We start from the raw sequence: 15,394 nt of genomic DNA, 5'->3' as shown, positions 1-15,394 counted from the left end.
AGTTCCGCCCAGCCGCCGGGGCCCGGCCGGTCCGGGACCACGGCGTAGAGCAGCCCGCCCAGCTCGGTCGCCACCGGGCGGCTGCCGATGCCCTGGGAAATCCGTTCGAGCAGGGCGAGCCGCAGGCCTTCGGCGTCGCGCCCGTCGCCGCCGGTGACCTCGATGACGACCACGCGGTGCGGCTCGTCGGACAGGTCCAGCTCCGCCATCGCCTTGCGCGGGTTCGCCCGGCCTTCGAGCACCCCGCGCAGCAGTTCCGCGGACGCGCGGCGCTGCGCGTCGGTGTGCGCCCGGCGCCGCAGCAGGTGCAGCGCGACGACCGGGGCGGCGTCGGCGAACGCGGCCGCGCGCTCGTCGGACACCGGCCCGGCGACCACCGCCCACATCGACCCGAGCAGCTCGCCGCCCATCCGGATCGGCACGATCAGCCGCGGCAGCGTGCCGTCGCGCTGCGCCGGGACGAAGATCGTCTGCCGGCCGCGGGACAGCTCGCGGAACACCCCGCGCGAGCGGAACCGCGCGAGAACGTCGTCGGGGATGCGGCGGCCCATGATCGTGGCGACGCGCGCGGGGTCGGTCAGGTCCTGGCGCGCGGAGTAGGCGAGCACGCGCGAGTTGGTGTCCTCGATGGTCACCGGGGCGTCCACGACGGACGCGACCGCGTCGGCGAGCCGGAAGAGGTCGCCGGAGCCGGGGTCGAGGTCTTCGGACTCGTCGGCGAGAGCGTCCAGGACCGTCCGCAACAGCCAGACCAGCTGTGCCCACGACGTCGCCGCGTGCACCTGCACCAGCGCGATCCCGCTCGCCTTCGCGGCCCGTTTCACCGGCGGCTTCGCGGCGAACGGCGGCTTGAGCAGCACGGCGGCGGCGCCCTGCGCGGCGCTCTGCCGCACCAGTTCGGCAGCGTCTTCGGGGCCGGTCGTGGCGACGCCGAGCACGAGGTCACCGGCCGACAGGGTGACCGCGCCGCCGGGCTCGGCGATGACGACGTCGGCGACCGCGGGGGAGTCGTCGGGCACCTGGAGCGCGTGGAGCAGCGTCGGCCCCACCCGGTCGACCACGCTGCGCACCGAGACCACGGGATCATTCTGGCCGAGAAACCGGTGGACGGCTCGGTAGGGTCGACGAGGTGAGCGAAGCCCGGCGGATCGTCGAATCCGGCTACGACAGTTCGGCGGAGCGGTACCTGGAGTGGAGCGCCCGCATCGAGGACGACCCGCGGATGCGCTTCCTGGGCGAGCTGACCGGCCGGCTCCCCGACGGTTCCCGCGTGCTCGACCTCGGGTGCGGCGCCGGCGTCCCGTGCACGGCGGTGCTGGCCGAGCGCCACGACGTCGTCGGCGTCGACCTCTCCGCGACGCAGTTGGAGCTGGCGCGGCGCAACGTCCCCGGTGGCCGGTTCGAGAAGGGCGACATGACCACGGTGTCCTTTCCCGACGGCAGCTTCGACGCGGTCACGGCGTTCTACTCGGTGCTGCACGTGCCCCGCGAGGAACAGGGCGCGCTCTTCGCGCGGATCGCCGGCTGGCTGCGCCCCGGCGGCTGGTTCCTGGCCGCGCTCGGCTGCAGCGAAGCGAACGGCGTCGAAGCCGACTGGCTGGGCACGCCGATGTTCTTCAGCAGCTACGCGCCTGCGGTTAACCGCCGTTCACTCGAAGCCGCGGGCTTCACGCTCGAAGTGGACGAGCCGGTGACGATGCAGGAACCGGAAGGGTCGGCGCGCTTCCACTGGGTGCTCGGCCGGCGGTGAACCGAGCGTTCAGGTGTCAATGCTCCACGCTCGTGACCACGCGGCGCGCGCCGACCGTGTTTCCGGAAACAGGGGACCGATTCGCAATAGCCGAAAATTCCTGTCGCGACCGCCGGGTGGCCGAAAAGAACTGTCCGTCCGACAGTGAATCTCCTTGCAGTACAACGACATGCCCCGGTGGACGCGCCGCTTGATCTTGTGGCATTCTCTCGCGCCTGTTCGCGGAGACGGCTCGGGAAAGCGTGAGGTGATCGGCTTGTACGGACGTGACGTGGCGGAATGGAAAAAGATGATCGCGGCCGGTCGGACGATCCTGATCGCCAGAGCGGTGGCCGACCGGACCACGTCGTACGGCGAATTCGCGGCCGCGCTCGTGCGCGCCACGGGCGTCGCCCGGTTCGACTTCACGACCGGCGCCGGCCGCGCGAGCATGGCGTACCTGCTCGACCGCATCTCCGAGGCGGCGTACGCGGAGTCGGGCGGCCGGCTGCTCGGCGCGCTCGTCCGCAACCTCGGCGCCGACGACGCCGGACCGGGCTTCTACCGGCTCGCGAACCGGAAGGGGCTGGCGGTGCCGCGCACGCGCGGCGGCCGCCAGCTGTTCTGGGCCCAGCACGTGCGGGAACTGCACGAGCACTTCACCGGCGTCGCCCACCGGCCGGCCGCGGGGTGAACGGCGGCTAACGCGACAGCACCGCGTCGAGCACGCGCCGCAGTTCGGCTTCCGGGTCCTCGACGGGCTCCGGTGCCCGCCACGCCACGATGCCGTCCGGCCGAACGAGCGAAGCGCCGCCCCGCGAAAGGCCATAGCGCGAAGCGAACAAGGCGTCGTCGACGACGTGGCAGTCGATGCCGGCGGCCGCCGCGGCCGGGGCCCACGCCGTACCGTCACCCGCGCAGAGCAGCACCCACGAACGGCCCAGCAGGTCCAAAGTGGACTCCAGGCCGGGCGCCCGGAACCCGGGCCGGCCGGTCGGCGCGTGCACGTCCTCGACGCGCGCGCCGTCGTCGGGCTCCTCCGACAGGACGGCCGTCGAGCGGTAGCGGAAGCCGAGGAGGATGCCCAGCGGGTCTTCCGCCGGCGTGATCCCGGAGACGTCGAGGCCGGGGTGCATGCGCTGCTTCATGTTGTGCAGCGACGTGTCGATCACCATCCGCGCGATCGGCCGGCGCTCGGCTTCGTAGGTGTCTAGCAGCGCCGGGCCCGCCTCGCCGCGCAGCACCGCGGCGAGTTTCCACGCGATGTCCGCGGCGTCGCCCACCGCCGTGTTGCCGCCCATCCCGCCGGTCGGCGGCGTCACCTTCGCCGCGTCGCCGACCAGGAAGACCCGGCCGTCGCGGAACCGGTCGGCCAGCCGCGCGGCGACCTCCCAGGACCCGGTCCAGACGATTTCCGGTTCGAGGTCCGGCAGGTCGGTGGCGCTGCGGATCATCGCGACCAGCCGCTCGCGGGTGAAGTCCGCCGGGCTCTCGCCCTTCTCCGGGAAGTAGTCCGGCGCGAAGACGTACCGGTTCGGCGTGTCGGTGTTGACCAGCCCGGCGGTGAACTCGGGGTGCTGCAGGTAGAACAGGTCGGTCACGCCCGGCTTGACGCGGTCGCCGAGGTCGGCGTCGAACACCACGCCGAGGCAGTGGCTGAGCGCGTCCATCCCGGTGGTCCCGATGCCGAGCCGGGTCCGGATGCCGCTGCGGCCGCCGTCGGCCGCGACGACGTAGTCCGCGCGCACCACCGTCTCCTCGCCCGAATCGCGGTGCCGCAGCGTCGCGGTGACGCCGTCGTCGTCGGATGCCAGTTCGGCCAGTTCCGTCCGGAAGCGGACCCGCGCGCCCGCCTTTTCCGCGTGCGCCAGCAGGATCGGCTCGACGACGTCCTGCCCGGCCATGCCGGCGGGCAGCGTGGTCGACGCCGAGACGTCGAACTCGCCGCCGTCCTCGACGAGCCGGTGCAGCACGCGGCCGGCCAGGCTGGTCGCGACGGTGATCCGCAGCCCCTGCGACGCGCGCGGGCTCACCGCCAGCACCTCGCGGTCGATGCCCGCCCAGTGGAACAGCTCCATCGTGCGCCAGTTCTGCCCTGCGGCCCGCGAGTGGACCGACGTTCCGGCGTGCCGTTCGACGGTCAGCACGTCCACTCCGGCCTGCGCGAGGAACAGCGACGCCGACAGTCCGCCCAGCCCGGCCCCCACGACCAGCACCTGCACCCGCTCCGTCATGACTACCTCCATGTCCGTGAATCTCCCTGTCCAAGTATCTTAGTCACAGAGAGATTAGTTTGCCAAGCCGGTGGTACTCCCAGGGCGTGGGAACGGTTGGGTGCTCCGTTCGGCCCAAGTAGCTTCGGGCTGGCAGTCCCCCTGAAGCCTTTGAGCCGCAAGGAGAAACCGATGAGCGCGGACGACACCTCGGCGTGGTCCTTCGAGACCAAGCAGATCCACGCGGGCGCCGCGCCGGACCCGGCGACCGGCGCACGGGCGACCCCGATCTACCAGACGACGTCGTACGTCTTCCGCGACAGCCAGCACGGCGCCGACCTGTTCAGCCTCGCCGAGCCCGGCAACATCTACACGCGGATCATGAACCCGACCCAGGACGTGCTGGAGCAGCGGCTCGCCGCGCTCGAGGGCGGCGTCGCGGCGCTGGCGTTCGCGTCCGGCTCGGCCGCGACCACGGCGGCGATCCTCAACCTCGCGGGCGCGGGCGACCACTTCGTCTCGAGCCCGTCGCTCTACGGCGGCACCTACAACCTCTTCCACTACACGCTGCCGAAGCTCGGCGTCGAGGTCACCTTCATCGACGACCAGGACGACCTGGAGCAGTGGCGCGCCGCCGTCCGGCCGAACACGAAGCTGTTCTTCGCCGAGACGCTGGCCAACCCGGGCAGCAACGTCCTCGACATCCGGGGCGTCGCCGACGTCGCGCACGAGGCGGGCGTCCCGCTCGTCGTCGACAACACGGTGCCGACGCCGTACCTGCTGCGCCCGATCGAGCACGGCGCCGACGTCGTCGTGCACTCCGCGACTAAGTACCTCGGCGGTCACGGCACCACGGTCGCCGGCGTGCTGGTCGACGGCGGAACGTTCGACTTCGGCAAGAACCCCGGGAAGTTCCCCGGCTTCAACGAGCCGGACCCGAGCTACCACGGCCTCAAGTACTGGGAGGCGCTCGGCCCCGGTGCGTACGCGGCCAAGGCGCGCGTCCAGATCCTGCGCGACACCGGCGCGGCGATCTCGCCGTTGAACAGCTTCCTGATCCTGCAGGGCATCGAGACGCTTTCGCTGCGCCTCGAACGGCACGTCTCGAACGCGCAGGCGCTGGCCGAGTGGCTGGAGCAGCGCGACGAGGTCGAGAAGGTGTACTACGCCGGCCTGCCGTCCAGCCCGTTCTATTCCGCGGCGCGGAAGTACCTGCCGCGCGGCGCGGGCGCGGTCCTGTCGTTCGACCTGCGCGGCGGCGTCGAAGCGGGCCGCAAGTTCGTCGACGGCACCGAACTGCACAGCCAGCTGGTGAACATCGGCGACGTCCGCAGCCTGATCGTGCACCCGGCGTCGACCACCCACAGCCAGCTCAGCCCGGAAGAGCAGCTCGCCAGCGGCGTCACGCCCGGCCTGGTCCGGCTCGCCGTCGGGCTGGAGGGGATCGAGGACCTCAAGGCCGACCTGGAGGCCGGATTCCGGGCGGCCAAGGCGGAACTGTGACGGCTGACCCCGTCACCGGGGCCTGGCGGATCGGTGATCCGCCAGGCCGCCGTCAGTTCGTCACCGGCCCCGGCGCGCTCGCGCTGGAAGCCGGTGGCGTGCTGCCGTCCTTCACGCTCGCGTACGAGACGTGGGGGACGCTGAACTCCAGTGCCTCCAACGCGATCCTCGTCGAGCACGCGCTGACCGGCGACAGCCACGCGGCCGGTCCGCTCGAGCCGGGGCACCCGAACGCGGGCTGGTGGGACGCGCTGATCGGGCCGGGGAAGGCCATCGACACCGACGAGTACTTCGTCGTGGTCCCGAACGTGCTGGGCGGCTGCCAGGGTTCCACCGGCCCGTCGTCGGACTTCGACGGCAGGCCGTGGGGCAGCCGGTTCCCGGTCGTGACGGTGCGGGACCAGGTGGCGTCTGAGGCGGTGCTGGCCGACCACCTGGGCATCGACCGCTGGGCGGCCGTCGTCGGCGGCTCCATGGGCGGGATGCGCGCGCTGGAGTGGGCGGTTTCGCTGCCCGGGCGCGTGGCTTCGGTGCTGGTGCTGGCTTCCACCGCGCGGGCGTCGGCCGAGCAGATCTCGTGGGCGGCCCCGCAGCTGCACGCGATCCGCAGCGACCCGCACTTCCACGGCGGCGACTACTACTCGGCGGCCGCGGGACCGGTCGCCGGGCTCGGCATCGCCCGCCGGATCGCGCACGTCACCTACCGCAGCGAGCCGGAGCTGGCCCAGCGGTTCGGCCGGGCCTACCAAGGCGAGGAGGACCCGTTGCGCGGCGGGCGGTTCGCCGTCGAGTCCTATTTGGACCACCACGCCGACAAGCTGGTGCGCCGCTTCGACGCGAACAGCTACCTCGTGCTCACGGAGTCGATGAACACCCACGACGTCGGCCGCGACCGCGGTGGCGTCGCGGCCGCGCTGAGCCGGGTGACGGCCCGAGCGGTGATCGGCGGCGTCGACAGCGACCGGCTCTACCCGCTGTACCAGTCGGCGGAAATCGCTTCCGGGATCCCGGGAACCGCGGAGCCGTCAGTGGTTTCCTCACCGTACGGCCACGACTCGTTCCTCATCGAGTCCGGTCAGATCGCGTCCCTGGTGAAGGCACTGCTGGGGTAGTCACGCGTTCTCCCAGGCGCACCAACGTGTCCGCGACCCGCCGGGACGTCTGGGCCGCGTAGTCGCCGAGCCGTTCCGCGGCGCGGTCGGACAGCTTCGCCACCCGCCAGGCGACGTCGTCCGCGCGGTCGCCTGCCTCGTCGCCCGCGGTGGCGATGCGGTCGGCGAGCCTGCCGGTGCCGGCGGCGAGCAAGTCCTTGAGCGCCATGGCTTTCCCTTCGTCTAGAGCATCCCGGCGCGGCGCCACAGCACCGCGCTCGGGCCGCCGATCAGGTCGTTCTCCTTGAGGAACCGGACGAGCTTCCGGGCCCCGAAGGCCAGCGTTTCCCGCCGGTGCGGGCTCGTCCGCGCGGCGGGCACCGCGACGCCGGGGTCGATCCCCGCGCGCAGGTACTGCCGCGGGCGCGACAGCAGCCGTGACATCAGCAGCGCGCCGATCGCGACCACCACCCGGGCGAACTCCTTGCGCCACCAGGGTGCCGCGGCCAGCGAGCGGACCAGGTCGTCCCGCGCGTACCGGACGTGCCGGGCCTCTTCCGTCACGTGGATCCGCATCACCGCGCGCACCACCGGCTGCACCGTTTCGTCGTCGAGGTGCTCGCGCTGCAGCGCGTCGAAGATCTCTTCCCCGATCAGCGTCGCCACCCACATCGCGGGCCCGTGCAGGATCGACGGCAGCGCCTGCGCGGACCGCTGCAGCCAGCGGTTGTTGCGGTACGGCCGCCCGTCGACGTGCTCGATCAGCCGGGCGAACATCGTGGAGTGCCGGCATTCGTCGGCGACCTCGGTCAGCGCGTAGTGCACGTGCCGGGTCGTCGGGTCCTGGTGGTAGGACGCGCGCAGCAGCATCTGCATGAGGATCAGCTCGAACCAGATCCCGACGCTGACGGTGTTCACCAGTTCCTGGCGCGACAGCTCGATCCGCTGCTCGCGGCTCAGCGTGTCCCAGACCGGCGTGCCGTACAGCGAGACGAGCTTTTCGGGGATGAAGAACCGGTCTTCGTCGAGCGGCGCGTCCCAGTGGACGTCGACGTCCGGGTCGTAGGAGAGCCGGGCGCTCGAGCGGAGCAGCCGTTCGGCGGTGGCTTCGCGGTCACCCATGCTGGCCTCCCTGTGTCGTGTAACACTAGAACGCATGAAACAATCTCCGTCAAGATGTAAAGTCGGGGCATGCGCGACCTCCTGAAGCACGCGCTCGAAGCCGACCTCCCCGGCGACGAGACCTCCGAACGGATCATGGGCGCGGCGCTCACCCAGGCCGAGGACTTCGGGCTGCGCCGGTTCACCGTCGACGACGTCGCGCGCCGCGTGGGGCTGTCGCGGGTGACGATCTACCGGTACTTCCCGAAGAAGGACCAGCTGCTCAACGCGCTGATCCTGCGGGAGATGAAGCGGTTCCTGACGAAGGTCGACGCCGTCGTCGAGGCGCAGGCCACCCCGGAGGAGAAGCTCATCGAGGGGTTGAGCTTCTCCCTGGGGTACCTGCGCGGCCACCGGCTGCTGAACCGCCTGCTGCGCACCGAGCCGGAGCTGATCCTGCCGCAGCTGACGGTCCAGGCCGGCGGCCTGTTCGCGGCCGCGCGCGCCCGGATCGCGGCGCACTTCCACGCGGAGATCGCCGCCGGGCGGCTCAGCCTGCCCGCCGAGGACATCGACGGGATGGCCGAGCTGCTGATCCGCATCGTGGTGTCGCTGGTGCTGACGCCGGACACGGTTCTGCCGGTCGACGACGACGTGCAGCGCCGCCGGCTCGCCGAGCTGTACCTCGCCCCGATCGTGCGGTCGCTGCGCCCGGCGTAGGGGCCCCTAGTCCGACACCGCTTCCGAGATCCAGGGCGCCACCGGCAGGTCGCGGTCCAGGCACTCCACCGACAGCCGGATCGTCCAGCGCAGCGCCTGCAGCACCAGGCTGTCGACCTCGTCCGGCGCCGCGTTGGCCAGTGCGATCTCCACCTGCTCCTGCGCCGCCTCGGTGTTGCCGTGCACCTCCGCGAGCAGCGTCCGCACGGCCGTCCGGACCGGCGGGTCGGCCTGGTCGATCGAGACCTCTTCGCCGTCCTCGTCGAAGACCTGGACCTTGACCGGCGCGCTGCCGCCGTCGCCGAGGGTGGCGACCATCGTGCTGCACTCGCCGAACAGCAGCAGCATCAGCGCCTTGGTCTCGTCCGCGCGGGCCTGCGGCTCGGCGGCCGTCGGCGCGACCTCGACGAGGGCTTCCGCGTCGTCGCCGAGGCTCAGCGCGGTCAGTGCGCGCTGTGCCTTCTCGACGAGCTTTTGCTCGTTCCAGTCCGCTTCCACGTGCCCCATCAAACACCAGCCGCGCCGGTTGTGGGGATACCTTGATCCGGGACTGTCATCCCACCGCACGAAGGGCACCCAGCGCGAGCCGCGCGAGCAGTTCGGCGAGTTCGCTGTCACCGAGATGGCGGTTGTACGGGGTCGAGTTGATCAAGCCGAACACGGCGTGTGCCGCCGAGCGCGCCTGTCGTTCTCCCAGCGCAGGCATGGCTTCCCGGATCGCGCGGACCCACACCTCGACGTACTGGCGCTGCAGCGCGCGCACCTGCTTGCGGTCGGCGTCGGTGAGGTTCGCGAGGTTGCGCTCCTGCACGGTGATCAGCGCCGGGTGCGTGAGCGCGAAACCGACGTGGAACGCCACGAGCCCGGCCAGCGTGTCGTCCGGCGTGCCAGGCCGGGCCGCCCACTTCGTGCCGCCGTCGAGCAGGTAGCGGCTGATCGAGTGCAGCATCTCGCCGAGGATCGCGTCCTTGCTGCGGAAGTGCCGGTAGAGCGCCGGGCCGGAGATGCCGACCGCGGCCCCGATGTCGTCGATGCCCACGCCGTGGAAGCCGTGGTGGGCGAACAGCTCGGCGGCCGCGGACATGATCTGTTCGCGCCTGTTCGCCTTTTCGCCGTTCACGAGCGGAGTGGAGTTGGCCGGCATCTGGCCATATTAAGGCCCGAGGTTAGCGACCGCTAACACCCGTTCCATCCTTCCGACGTGGGCCGAGTGGGTTACCTACGGGTAACTAGGGGTTCCTTGTGGGGCCTCCACCTGCTGTCCTATTCGGGCTGGCCCTGTCACAAAGGAGTGACCCATGGCTGTTCCCACCCGTAAGTTACGGCGATCCCTTCTACGGTTGAGCACGGCCCTGGGGGCCGTTGTCCTTGCTTCTCTCGGCGTGACGGGCCTCGCCCAGGCCGCCGGGACCGTGTACGCCGCGGTCGGCGACTCCTACTCCTCGGGAGTCGGAGCCGGCAGCTACGGCACTTCCGGGAGCTGTTACCGCAGCTCGAAGGCGTACCCGCAGCTGTGGGCCAACGCCCACAGCGGCACCTCGTTCACGTTCCTGGCCTGCTCCGGCGCCAAGACCGGCGACGTGATCAACCAGGCGAACTCCATCCCGTCCAACGCGACCCTGGTCACCGTCACCGTCGGCGGCAACGACGCCGGCTTCAGCGACGTGATCCAGACCTGCACGCTCGGCAGCGACTCGGACTGCACGAACCGCGTCAACACAGCGAAGACGTACGTCAACAACACGCTGCCGGCGTTGCTGACCAACACCTACAACGCGATCAAGGCCAAGGCGCCGGGTGCCAAGCTCGTCGTCCTGTCCTACCCGCGCTTCTACACCGTGCCCGGCTCCTGCTGGGTCGGGCTGAGCGACACCAAGCGCACGGCGATCAACTCCGGCGCCGACACGCTGGCGTCGGTCATCCAGTCGCGCGCGTCCTCGGCGGGGGCGACCTTCGTCGACGTCCGGCCGTCGTTCGTCGGGCACAACATCTGCTCGTCGGCCGACGACTACCTGCACAGCCTGACCTGGCCGGTGATCGAGTCGTACCACCCGACCGTCGCCGGGCAGTCCGGCGGCTACTACACGCCGCTGCGCGCCGCGATCGGCTGATCTCACCGCGAGTTCGTGAAGGCCATCTTGCGGAAGCACAACTTCCGCAAGGTGGCCTTCACGGCATTCCGGCGACTGGACACCCACGTTAGCGGTCGCTAACATCGGAGCGGAGGTTAACGCCTGCTAACTTCGAGGGAGCCCATGGACACGCCGGCACTGGGGACGTCTGCTGCCCCGGACAGCGAGGCCTACGCCCGCAACGCGACATCGCACGCGGAGCTGGTCGAGGACCTCCGCAAACGTTTGGGGAGCGCCCGGCTGGGCGGTCCGGAGAAGGCGCGCACCCGGCACGTCGAGCGCGGCAAGCTGCTGCCCCGCGACCGCGTCGACACGCTGCTCGACCCGGGATCGCCGTTCCTCGAACTGTCGCCGCTGGCGGCGAACGGACTGTACGACGACGAAGCGCCGTCCGCCGGGATCATCACCGGGGTCGGGCGCGTCTCGGGGCGCGAGTGCGTGGTCGTCGCCAACGACGCCACCGTCAAGGGCGGCACGTACTACCCGATGACGGTCAAGAAGCACCTGCGCGCCCAGGAGGTCGCCCTCCACAACAACCTGCCGTGCGTCTACCTGGTGGACTCCGGCGGCGCGTTCCTGCCGAGGCAGGACGAGGTCTTCCCGGATCGTGAGCACTTCGGCCGGATCTTCTACAACCAGGCGACGATGTCCGCGCGCGGCATCCCGCAGATCGCCGCGGTGCTCGGCTCGTGCACCGCGGGCGGCGCGTACGTCCCGGCGATGAGCGACGAGGCCGTGATCGTCCGGAACCAGGGCACGATCTTCCTCGGCGGCCCGCCGCTGGTGAAGGCCGCGACCGGCGAGGTCGTCACGGCCGAGGAGCTCGGCGGCGGCGACGTCCACTCCCGCCAGTCCGGCGTCACCGACCACCTGGCCGACGACGACGCGCACGCGCTGCGGATCGTCCGGTCCATCGTGTCGACGCTCGGGCCGCGCGCGCCGCGGCCGTGGGACGTCCTGCCGACCGAAGAGCCGGCGGTCGACCCGGCCGAGCTGTACGGCGTGGTCCCGACCGACCCGCGCACCCCTTACGACGTAAGGGAGGTGATCGCGCGGATCGTCGACGGCAGCCGGTTCGGCGAGTTCAAGAAGGAGTACGGGGCCACCCTGGTCACCGGGTTCGCCCGGATCCACGGCCACCCGGTCGGGATCGTCGCGAACAACGGCGTGCTGTTCGCCGAGTCCGCGATGAAGGGCGCGCACTTCATCGAGCTGTGCGACAAGCGCTCGATCCCGCTGCTGTTCCTGCAGAACATCACCGGCTTCATGGTCGGGCGCGCGTACGAGGCCGGCGGCATCGCCAAGCACGGCGCGAAGATGGTCACCGCGGTGGCCTGCGCGCGGGTGCCGAAGTTAACGGTCGTTATCGGCGGGTCGTTCGGCGCCGGGAACTACTCGATGTGCGGCCGGGCGTACTCGCCGCGGTTCCTGTGGATGTGGCCGAACGCACGGATCTCGGTGATGGGCGGCGAGCAGGCGGCGTCGGTGCTCTCGACGGTCCGCCGCGACTCGATCGAGGCGCGCGGTGGTGAGTGGTCCGCCGAGGACGAAGAAGCGTTCAAGGACCCGATCCGCGAGCAGTACGAAGCACAGGGCAGCCCGTACTACTCCACCGCGCGGCTGTGGGACGACGGCGTCATCGACCCGGCGGACACCCGCACGGTGCTCGGGCTCGCGCTCTCGACCGCGGCCAACGCACCCCTTTCCGATGTCAACTACGGCGTCTTCCGGATGTGATGATGTTCGACTCAGTACTGGTCGCGAACCGGGGCGAGATCGCGGTCCGCGTCATCCGCACGCTGCGGGACCTCGGCATCCGCGCGGTCGCGGTGTACAGCGACGCGGACGCCGAGGCCCGGCACGTCCGCGAGGCGCACACCGCGGTCCGCATCGGGCCCGCCGAAGCGTCGAAGAGCTACCTGTCCATCCCGGCCATCGTGGCCGCCGCCGTGTCGTCGGGCGCGCAGGCCGTGCACCCGGGGTACGGCTTCCTGGCGGAGAACGCCGAGTTCGCGCGTGCCTGCGAGGCGGCCGGGCTGGTGTTCATCGGACCGCCGGTCGAGGCGATCGACGCCATGGGCGACAAGATCCGCGCCAAGGCGACGGTGTCGAAGGCCGGCGTACCGGTCGTGCCCGGCGCGTCCGATGTGGACATCCCCGAGGGCGGGTTCGCGGAAGCCGCGGCTCGCGTCGGCTACCCGTTGCTGCTCAAGCCGTCGGCCGGTGGTGGCGGCAAGGGGATGCGGCTGGTGCACGCGCCCGAGGAGCTGGACGCGGCGATCGAGTCCGCGCGGCGCGAGGCCAAGGGTTCGTTCGGCGACGACACCCTGCTGATGGAGCGGTTCGTCACCACGCCGCGGCACATCGAGATCCAGGTCATGGCCGACCGGCACGGCAACGTCATCCACCTCGGCGAGCGCGAGTGCAGCCTGCAGCGGCGGCACCAGAAGATCATCGAGGAAGCGCCGTCGGTGCTGCTCGACGAGGCCACCCGCGAGAAGATGGGCTCGGCCGCGGCCGAGGCCGCGCGGTCGGTCGGGTACGTCGGGGCCGGCACGGTCGAGTTCATCATGTCGGCGCACAACCCGGACGAGTTCTTCTTCATGGAGATGAACACCCGGCTGCAGGTGGAGCACCCGGTGACCGAGCTGGTCACCGGCCTCGACCTGGTCGAGTGGCAGGTCCGGGTCGCGGCGGGGGAACACCTGACCGTCAAGCAGGAAGACGTCGTCCTCAATGGACACGCCGTCGAAGCGCGGGTGTACGCCGAGGACCCGGCGCGCGGGTTCATCCCGACCGGCGGAACGGTGCTGGCGGTGCACGAACCGGCCGGCGACGGCGTCCGCGTCGACTCGTGGATGACGCGCGGCGCGGTGATCGGCTCGAACTACGACCCGATGCTGGCCAAGGTCATCGCGTGGGGCCCGGACCGCGCGGCGGCGCTGCACCGGCTCGACCTGGCGCTGGCGGACACGGCGCTGCTGGGCGTCGGCACGAACACGGCGTTCCTGCGCGGGCTGCTGGCGGACGCCGACGTCCGCGCGGGCAAGCTCGACACCGAGCTCGTCGACCGTCGGCTGTCCACTTTGGTCTCTTCGGACGTGCCGGCGGAGTTCTTCGTCGCGGCCGCCTTGGACCGGTTCCTGGAACTGCAGCCCAGCGGGTCCATCGTGGACCCGTGGGACGTGCCGGACGGCTGGCGGATGGGCGGCTCCGGCGGGGTGACGTTCCGGCTGAAGTCCGGCGCCGCCCGCGCGGTGGTCCGCGTGCAGGGCACGCCGGCCGCGGCGACGGTGTTCGTCGACGACGCGGCGCCGGTCGAGGTCTCGGCCCGGCGCGACGGCGACGTGCTGGAGATCCGGCACGACGGCGGGTTCCACCGCTACCGCCAGGCCTGCGCCCCCGACCGGACCGTCTGGCTGGCCCGCGACGGCCTGAGCTTTCCCTTCGGGGAACAGGAGTTCGTGCTGTCGTCGCGCGGCGAAGCGGCCGGCGCGGGGCCGGTCACCAGCCCGATGCCGGGCACCGTGCTCGTCGTGAAGGTCGCCGCGGGCGACGTCGTGAAGGCCGGGACGCCGTTGCTGGTGGTCGAAGCCATGAAGATGGAGCACACGGTCACCGCGCCGGTCGACGGCGTGGTCAGCGAGCTCCCCGTCCGGGCCGGCCAACAGGTCGCGCTGGACGAAACCCTTGCCGTAGTGACGCCCCAAGAGGAGCAGCAGTGATCGACTTCCGCCTGGACGAGGAGTACGAAGCCCTCCGCAAGACGGTGGAGGACTTCGCGCACGCCGAAGTCGCGCCGGTCATCGGTGAGCTGTACGAGAAGGAAGAGTTCCCGTACGCGATCGTCGCGAAGATGGCCGAGATGGGCCTGTTCGGCCTGCCGTTCCCCGAGGAGTTCGGCGGCATGGGCGGGGACTACTTCGCGCTGTGCCTGGCTTTGGAGGAGCTGGCGAGGGTCGACTCGTCGGTCGCGATCACCCTGGAGGCCGGGGTGTCGCTCGGCGCGATGCCGATCTTCCGGTTCGGTACCCAGGAGCAGAAGGAGAAGTGGCTCCCCGACCTCTGCGCCGGCACGGCGCTGGGCGGCTTCGGCCTGACCGAGCCGGGCGGCGGTTCGGACGCGGGCGCGACCCGCACCCGCGCCACCGCGGACGGCGACGAGTGGGTCATCAACGGCAGCAAGGCGTTCATCACGAACTCGGGCACGGACATCACGCGGCTGGTGACGGTCACGGCGGTCACGGACGTGATGGAGAACGGCCGCAAGGAGATCTCGGCGATCATCGTCCCGTCGGGCACGCCGGGCTTCGAGGTGGCGCCGAAGTATTCGAAGGTCGGCTGGAACTGCTCCGACACGCACGAACTGTCCTTTTCGGACGTCCGGGTGCCGGTCGAGAACCTGGTCGGCACGCGGGGCCGCGGGTACGCGCAGTTCCTGTCCATCTTGGACGAAGGCCGCGTCGCGATCGCCGCGCTGTCCGTCGGTCTGGCGCAGGGCTGCGTCGACGAGTGCCTGAAGTACGTGAAGGACCGCGTCGCGTTCGGCAAGCGGATCGGGGAGTACCAGGCGATCCAGTTCAAGATCGCGGACATGGAGGTCCGCACGCACACCGCGCGCCTGGCGTACTACCAGGCGGCGTCGAAGATGCTGCGCGGCGAGCCGTTCAAGAAGGAGGCGTCGATCGCGAAGCTGGTCGCGTCGAACGCGGCGATGGACAACGCGCGCGACGCGACCCAGATCTTCGGTGGCTACGGCTTCATGAACGAGTTCCCGGTCAGCCGCTTCTACCGCGACGCCAAGATCCTCGAGATCGGCGAGGGGACCAGCGAGGTGCAGAAGATGCTGATCTCCCGGCACCTCGGCGTCGCCTGACGTAACGCCCGGGCCGTCGCCGGCGAAGT

Annotated in this window: 15 protein-coding genes; 9 read left to right on the top strand and 6 right to left on the bottom strand. The window is 70.9% G+C overall.

The window, feature by feature from the left end:
* On the bottom strand, positions 1-1,079 hold a 1,079-nt coding region (locus tag G3I65_RS16585), incomplete at its 3' end, for a PucR family transcriptional regulator (RefSeq protein ID WP_160696904.1).
* 50 nt (positions 1,080-1,129) lie between these two features.
* On the opposite strand from G3I65_RS16585, the gene G3I65_RS16580 reads away from it, so the two are divergent.
* Together G3I65_RS16580 and G3I65_RS16575 are read left to right on the top strand one after the other, a co-directional pair.
* Positions 1,130-1,750 carry a class I SAM-dependent methyltransferase gene (locus G3I65_RS16580; RefSeq protein ID WP_160696903.1) on the top strand — a complete coding sequence of 207 codons (621 nt, stop codon included), beginning with the start codon at positions 1,130-1,132 and terminating at the stop codon, positions 1,748-1,750.
* Between the two features lie 271 nt (positions 1,751-2,021).
* Positions 2,022-2,423, top strand: coding sequence for a hypothetical protein (locus G3I65_RS16575; protein WP_309235502.1), 402 nt, complete (start codon positions 2,022-2,024; stop codon positions 2,421-2,423).
* 7 nt (positions 2,424-2,430) lie between these two features.
* Here the strand turns inward: G3I65_RS16575 and rdmE are convergent, their stop codons facing one another.
* Positions 2,431-3,963, bottom strand: a complete 1,533-nt coding sequence (gene rdmE, locus G3I65_RS16570) for an aklavinone 12-hydroxylase RdmE (RefSeq protein WP_160696902.1) — start codon at positions 3,961-3,963, stop codon at positions 2,431-2,433.
* A 171-nt stretch (positions 3,964-4,134) separates the two neighbouring features.
* Here rdmE and G3I65_RS16565 point away from each other — a divergent pair, with 171 nt between their 5' ends.
* The gene (locus G3I65_RS16565) at positions 4,135-5,445 is read left to right on the top strand and encodes a bifunctional o-acetylhomoserine/o-acetylserine sulfhydrylase (RefSeq protein ID WP_160696901.1); all 1,311 of its coding nucleotides are present in this window, start codon (positions 4,135-4,137) and stop codon (positions 5,443-5,445) included.
* Complete coding sequence (locus tag G3I65_RS16560) at positions 5,442-6,557, top strand: homoserine O-acetyltransferase (protein ID WP_160696900.1); 1,116 nt, start codon at positions 5,442-5,444, stop codon at positions 6,555-6,557. The genes G3I65_RS16565 and G3I65_RS16560 overlap by 4 nt, the downstream gene beginning before the upstream one ends.
* Here the strand turns inward: G3I65_RS16560 and G3I65_RS16555 are convergent.
* Both G3I65_RS16555 and G3I65_RS16550 read right to left on the bottom strand, forming a co-directional pair.
* Entirely contained in the window at positions 6,508-6,765 is a 258-nt protein-coding gene (locus tag G3I65_RS16555; RefSeq protein WP_160696899.1) for a hypothetical protein, read from the bottom strand. The two genes, G3I65_RS16560 and G3I65_RS16555, sit on opposite strands and share 50 nt — an antisense overlap.
* A 14-nt stretch (positions 6,766-6,779) precedes the next feature.
* Entirely contained in the window at positions 6,780-7,658 is an 879-nt protein-coding gene (locus G3I65_RS16550; protein WP_160696898.1) for a diiron oxygenase, read from the bottom strand.
* A gap of 69 nt (positions 7,659-7,727) precedes the next feature.
* Here G3I65_RS16550 and G3I65_RS16545 point away from each other — a divergent pair, with 69 nt between their 5' ends.
* On the top strand, positions 7,728-8,357 hold the full coding sequence (locus tag G3I65_RS16545) for a TetR/AcrR family transcriptional regulator (protein WP_160696897.1): 630 nt from the start codon (positions 7,728-7,730) through the stop codon (positions 8,355-8,357).
* 6 nt (positions 8,358-8,363) lie between these two features.
* On the opposite strand, the gene G3I65_RS16540 is transcribed toward G3I65_RS16545, so the two are convergent.
* Positions 8,364-8,864 (bottom strand): hypothetical protein, encoded by a 501-nt coding sequence (locus G3I65_RS16540; RefSeq protein ID WP_086862767.1) that lies wholly within the window; start codon positions 8,862-8,864, stop codon positions 8,364-8,366.
* 46 nt (positions 8,865-8,910) lie between these two features.
* Positions 8,911-9,501 (bottom strand): TetR/AcrR family transcriptional regulator, encoded by a 591-nt coding sequence (locus tag G3I65_RS16535; protein ID WP_163046699.1) that lies wholly within the window; start codon positions 9,499-9,501, stop codon positions 8,911-8,913.
* Between the two features lie 196 nt (positions 9,502-9,697).
* On the opposite strand from G3I65_RS16535, the gene G3I65_RS16530 reads away from it, so the two are divergent.
* The 4 genes from G3I65_RS16530 (at position 9,698) to G3I65_RS16515 (ending at position 15,365) form a co-directional block, all read left to right on the top strand.
* The gene (locus G3I65_RS16530; RefSeq protein WP_160696896.1) at positions 9,698-10,468 is read left to right on the top strand and encodes an SGNH/GDSL hydrolase family protein; all 771 of its coding nucleotides are present in this window, start codon (positions 9,698-9,700) and stop codon (positions 10,466-10,468) included.
* Positions 10,469-10,612: 144 nt separating this feature from the next.
* A complete protein-coding gene (locus tag G3I65_RS16525) occupies positions 10,613-12,226 on the top strand; it encodes a carboxyl transferase domain-containing protein (protein WP_160696895.1) in 1,614 nt (537 codons plus the stop codon).
* Between the two features lie 2 nt (positions 12,227-12,228).
* Positions 12,229-14,214, top strand: a complete 1,986-nt coding sequence (locus G3I65_RS16520) for an acetyl-CoA carboxylase biotin carboxylase subunit (RefSeq protein ID WP_160696894.1) — start codon at positions 12,229-12,231, stop codon at positions 14,212-14,214.
* Positions 14,211-15,365, top strand: coding sequence for an acyl-CoA dehydrogenase family protein (locus G3I65_RS16515; RefSeq protein ID WP_160696893.1), 1,155 nt, complete (start codon positions 14,211-14,213; stop codon positions 15,363-15,365). The genes G3I65_RS16520 and G3I65_RS16515 overlap by 4 nt, the downstream gene beginning before the upstream one ends.
* The last annotated feature ends 29 nt before the right edge of the window (positions 15,366-15,394 follow it).

This window comes from Amycolatopsis sp. SID8362, assembly GCF_010550475.1.
In the GTDB taxonomy this organism is placed as follows: domain Bacteria; phylum Actinomycetota; class Actinomycetes; order Mycobacteriales; family Pseudonocardiaceae; genus Amycolatopsis; species Amycolatopsis eburnea.
Note: the sequence above shows the minus strand (reverse complement) of the source record. Positions and strands in the feature narration are given on the sequence as shown.

What these genes read in the sequence shown, in the direction of transcription:
- rdmE (WP_160696902.1), bottom strand. Translation starts at nt 3,963, where the DNA reads ATGACGGAGCGGGTGCAGGTGCTGGTCGTGGGGGCCGGGCTGGGCGGA.
- G3I65_RS16565 (WP_160696901.1), top strand. Translation starts at nt 4,135, where the DNA reads ATGAGCGCGGACGACACCTCGGCGTGGTCCTTCGAGACCAAGCAGATC.
- G3I65_RS16555 (WP_160696899.1), bottom strand. Translation starts at nt 6,765, where the DNA reads ATGGCGCTCAAGGACTTGCTCGCCGCCGGCACCGGCAGGCTCGCCGAC.
- G3I65_RS16550 (WP_160696898.1), bottom strand. Translation starts at nt 7,658, where the DNA reads ATGGGTGACCGCGAAGCCACCGCCGAACGGCTGCTCCGCTCGAGCGCC.
- G3I65_RS16545 (WP_160696897.1), top strand. Translation starts at nt 7,728, where the DNA reads ATGCGCGACCTCCTGAAGCACGCGCTCGAAGCCGACCTCCCCGGCGAC.
- G3I65_RS16540 (WP_086862767.1), bottom strand. Translation starts at nt 8,864, where the DNA reads ATGGGGCACGTGGAAGCGGACTGGAACGAGCAAAAGCTCGTCGAGAAG.
- G3I65_RS16535 (WP_163046699.1), bottom strand. Translation starts at nt 9,501, where the DNA reads ATGCCGGCCAACTCCACTCCGCTCGTGAACGGCGAAAAGGCGAACAGG.
- G3I65_RS16525 (WP_160696895.1), top strand. Translation starts at nt 10,613, where the DNA reads ATGGACACGCCGGCACTGGGGACGTCTGCTGCCCCGGACAGCGAGGCC.
- G3I65_RS16520 (WP_160696894.1), top strand. Translation starts at nt 12,229, where the DNA reads ATGTTCGACTCAGTACTGGTCGCGAACCGGGGCGAGATCGCGGTCCGC.